We start from the raw sequence: 4,579 nt of genomic DNA on the forward strand, positions 1-4,579 counted from the left end.
GGGTGACACCGAGCCGGCGGGCGACGGGTACGGCCGTCAGACCGTAGAGCGTCACGGTCGCGGCGATGGTGAGGAAGGTGACCGGCAGGATCTTGGAAGCCCCGTCGACGCCCGCGCCGATCAGGCCGACGGAAAAGGTGGAGGCGTTGGCCGCGGCCACGATGCCGCGTGGGGCCATCCATGCGACGAAGCCCCGCTCGCCACGTTTCAGGTCCGCTCCCAGCGTGGCCAGCCACACGGCGAGAGGCCGCGTGACCAGGACGAGAACGGCGACGATCCCGAGCGTGGGCAGAACCACATGGCGCAAGGACGCCGGGGTGACCGTGGAGGAGATGGAGATGAACAGCAGCCCGATGAGCAACTGGAGCAGCGTCTCGGAGAACGGGTGCTGCTCGGGCATGTCGACACCGGGCAGACGGGCCACGGCCAGGCCCATGGCGATGGCGGCGATGAGTCCGCTGTCGTCGCGGACGATGTCGCAGACCGCGGCCACCGCGACCACCGTGGCCAGTTGACCGGTGGTGCCGAGCACCGCACCGGGCCGGACCCTGGTCAGCAGCAGCCACAGCAGCGCGCTTCCCACCGCGGCTCCGGCCAGCCCCACCCCGACGCTGATCAGGAACTGCACCACCTGGTAGCCGGCGGACTTGTCGTGGCCGCTGTCGAGGACGGCCGCGAATACCAGCGCCCCCAGAATGGCCCCCACCGGGTCGACCAGGGAGCCCTCCCAGGAGAGGACAGTCCGGACTCGGTCCGTCGGCCGGACGAAGGCCAGCAGGGGGCCGACGACCGTCGGCCCCGAGACGACGAGGATCGCGCCGAGCATCACCGCCGACTGCGCCGACAGCCCCAGCACGGGGCCGGCGAGCAGGGCGACGGTGATCCAGGACAACGCCACGCCCAGCACGATCAGTCTGACCACGGTGCTGCGCGTGTTCCCACGGAGCTTGCGGGGGTCGAGTCCGAGGCCGGCGTCGTAAAGGATCAAGGCCACGGACAGCGACACCAGCGGGCCGAAGGCCGGCCCCAGCAACCGGTCGGGATGGATGTCGTCGGTGAGCGCCCCCGCGATGAAACCCGCCGGGAGCAGAATGATCAGTGCCGGGACGCGCGTACGGCCGGCGGCCAGTTGGGAGCCGACCGCGAGGACGAAGGTCAGGCCCACACCGAACAGGATGTCGTCAGTCGTCACCGCTCGCGGTCCTCCATGCCCTGTCACCGGTCATCTCGCTCATGGTCACTCCACGGGAAGCCCTCGGCCTCCCGGCCACCCCCAACGGACGGCTGCCAGGGCCGTGGTCCCGGACCCCGCGTTCGGGGCCCGCGGCCCGCACGCCCCTGGCCCGTGGCGGTCTTGGCTCGGAGGGGGCACCAGCTGGACGACCGACATGCGGATCCCCCGGTCGGGTGGCGGACCGGACCAGCGATGCGGTGCCCGGAGGGGCCGGTCGCCCTTGCGCACGCTGTGGGCGCGACGCTCCATGACGGGCGGGTGTCGCGCCGACGTGTCCAGCATTCTGCGCGGCGCAGGAAAATCGGCATGTCATCCTAAACAATCCAATTCCGGACATTAACGTGTGCGCTGGCTGAAGGGCAGGAAGTGTGGCCGCCCGGCAGAGCTGCTGGAGCGCTGATGAGTAGGGAGCACATCCATGACTCCTGACGGATACGTGTGCCGTGGCTTGCACCGGTACCTGCGGCTGGGACCGACGGCAAGCATCAGCGAGAAGCGCCTCACGGCCCCGGCCGTCACGAGGGAAAGTCAGCGGCACTCATGATGTCCACCGCCGGTTCGGCAGGTGCGGGCGGTTCCGGCGGCCCACCCGGCCGTTCCCGTGCCGGACGTCCGGCGAGGTGGGGCAGTTGGGTGGCCCGCCGCCGATGGTGGGTCCTGTCCTTCTGGGCCGTGATCTTCGTTGCCTCGGGCCTGGCGTATCCCCATCTGATCTCGACTCTCGCCGCGTCCGACTACAGCGTGACCGGCTCGGACTCCCAGCAGGTCACCCAACTGCTCGCATCGGACTTTCCCTCCGCCGGGGCCGAGCAGGATGTGATCGTCTTCGACTCGGACACCTTGACCATCAAGGACAAGGAGTACGTCCAGGCCGTGGACCGGGTGGTGAAGGCCGTACGGGACGAGCCGGGGGTCACCTCCGTGCTGGGGCCCACCGACCCCGGCATGCAGAACGTCCTGTCGCGAGGCTCGGCGGCGGTGGCCTCACTGGGCCTGGCCGGCGACGACCGTGAGCGCGGCGATAGGGCCGCCGACCTCCAGGACGTCGTACGGGACGCGGCGGGCGGCTCCCCGGTCCACGCCTATCTGACGGGGTACTCACCGACGGCCAACGACCTGACCGAGGTGGAGAACGCCGACGTGGAGCACGCCGAGTCGATCGGCATTCCGATCGCCTTCCTGGTTCTGCTCATCGCCTTGGCCGCGCTGGTCGCCTCGTTCGTTCCTCTGATCACCGCTCTGGTCAGCCTCACGGCCACCTTCGGCGTCCTCGCCGTGCTGACGACCGTGACGGTGTTCGACGCTTTTCTCCTCTCGATCGTCACGATGATCGGAGTGGGGATCTCGATCGACTACTCCCTCTTCATCCTGTTCCGCTTCCGCGAGGAGCTGACCCGTGCCCGCCGCGGGGAACGCGCTGACGCCGTCGCCCACTCGGTGGGTGTGGCGATGGCGACGAGCGGCCGCACGATCGCCTATTCCGGCGCGATCGTCGCCATCTCCCTGCTCTCCCTGTTCGTGGTGGACTCACCGCTGTTCCACGGCATCGCGCTGGGTTCCGTACTGGTGGTCCTGTGCACGCTCGTGGTCGCCTGGACGATGCTGCCCGCGCTGCTGGCGGCGCTCGGCGAGCGGGTCAACCGCGGGGCACTGCCCCGGCGTCTGCAGCCGAAGGAGGACGTCGAGGACGCGACCGGACGGCCCGGCGGCTGGGAGCGTTGGGCCCGTACCGTTCTCGCCCGCCCATGGCTGGCCATCCCCGCCGCGGCCCTGCTGATCCTGTTCGCCCTGCCGACGGCCGGCATCAAGCTGGGCATCGACCTGGGCATCTCCGCGATCGCCGACGAGCCGTCCGGTAAGGGCGCCGCGATCCTCGCCGACAAGTTCAGCGCGGGTGCGTTGTCCCCGGTCCAGGTCCTGGCGTCGCACGAGGGCTCGGGCGCGCTCAGCGCGAGCGACCTGGCGACGATCGACTCGTTCACGGCGTCGCTGGCGAAGGACCCTCGGGTGGCCGGCGTCTACTCCGTCTCGACGCTGCTCAGACAGACGACGGGGACGGTGTCCCCGAAGGCGCTGCAACAGGTGGAGCAGGATCCGGCGGTGAAGCCGATCCTCGCGCAGACGGTCAACGTCGGCGGCGGGAGCAACCGCACGGTCATCACGATCGTGCCGAGGGCTCCCGTGGACTCCTCCGAGGCGACCGGCCTGGTGGAGGACCTGCGCGACGAGGTGATCCCCGCGCGGACCGCGTCGGCCGGCCCGCAGATGCTGGTGGGCGGCGAGACAGCACAGTTCGCCGACCTGTCCGACGAGACACTAGGCAAACTCCCCCTGGTCATGGGGATGGTGCTGACGCTGACGTTCTTCTACCTGCTGCTGATCTTCCGTTCGCTGCTGCTGCCGCTGAAGGCGGTCCTGCTGAACCTGCTCGCGACCTTCGCGGCCTTCGGGATCACGACCTGGGTGTTCCAGAAAGGGCACCTGGAGGGCCTCTTCGACTTCACCAGCGTGGGCTTCGTCCAGGTCTACCTCCCGATCATGGTCTTCGCGCTGCTGTTCGGCCTGTCCATGGACTACGAGGTGTTCCTCATCGGCCGCATGCGGGAGGAGTACCTCCGCACGCACGACAACGACCACGCGGTGGCGAAGGGCCTGGCGCACACGGCGAGACCGATCGCCGCCGCCGCGGTCATCATGACGGCCGTCTTCGGCTGCTTCCTCGTCGCCGACGTGCTCGAACTCAAGGAATTCGGCCTCGCCCTGGCAGTGGCGGTCCTGCTGGACGCGACGCTCGTCCGCCTGCTCCTGGTACCGGCGTTCATGAAGGTCGCGGGCAGGGCCAACTGGTGGGTACCGGCGTTCCTGGACCGGCACCTTCCCCGAGTCGGCCTCGACTGACCCGCCAACCGGGCAAGGGGGCTGACGGGCTGGTCTTCCTCGGCGAGAGGGGTGCTCACTTCCGGCGCAGCAGCTTCGGCGACGATCGACAGCAGGAAGTTGCAGCCGGTCTCGACGCGACCGTACGGAGGGCGCGCCAGGAAGCTGCTGGTGTGCCGGATGATCCACCGGGTACGGCGGGCGATCAGCGTTCTGGCACGAATCTGGCACGCGACCGCTGATCATCGCGGACAGCAAAAAGGCCCGGGTCTCCGACCTGGGCCTTAACCATGGAGCGGGTGACGAGAATCGAACTCGCGCTCTCAGCTTGGGAAGCTGATGTTCTACCATTAAACTACACCCGCGCGAGACGCCGGACGGAACCGGTGCCGAACGCAACGTTACCTTACCTCATGCCAGGCCCCCGGCGTTGAAGCCGTGGGGCCTGAGTGCGTCTGGGGGGTGGGA

At 69.1% G+C, this 4,579-nt stretch carries 2 protein-coding genes and 1 tRNA gene; 1 reads left to right on the top strand and 2 read right to left on the bottom strand.

The window, feature by feature from the left end; translation table 11 throughout:
- Positions 1 to 1,192: sodium:proton antiporter (locus EHS43_RS37945; protein WP_125195159.1), on the bottom strand; the 1,192-nt coding region annotated here is incomplete at its 3' end.
- Between the two features lie 675 nt (positions 1,193 to 1,867).
- Between EHS43_RS37945 and EHS43_RS37955 the strand changes: the two genes are divergently transcribed.
- Positions 1,868 to 4,132 carry an MMPL family transporter gene (locus EHS43_RS37955; protein WP_185806587.1) on the top strand — a complete coding sequence of 755 codons (2,265 nt, stop codon included), beginning with the start codon at positions 1,868 to 1,870 and terminating at the stop codon, positions 4,130 to 4,132.
- Positions 4,133 to 4,402: 270 nt separating this feature from the next.
- Here EHS43_RS37955 and EHS43_RS37965 read toward each other — a convergent pair.
- Positions 4,403 to 4,476 (bottom strand) — tRNA-Gly (locus EHS43_RS37965).
- Between the last annotated feature and the right edge of the window lie 103 nt (positions 4,477 to 4,579).

The organism is Streptomyces sp. RP5T (assembly GCF_003933965.1).
Taxonomy (GTDB): domain Bacteria; phylum Actinomycetota; class Actinomycetes; order Streptomycetales; family Streptomycetaceae; genus Streptomyces.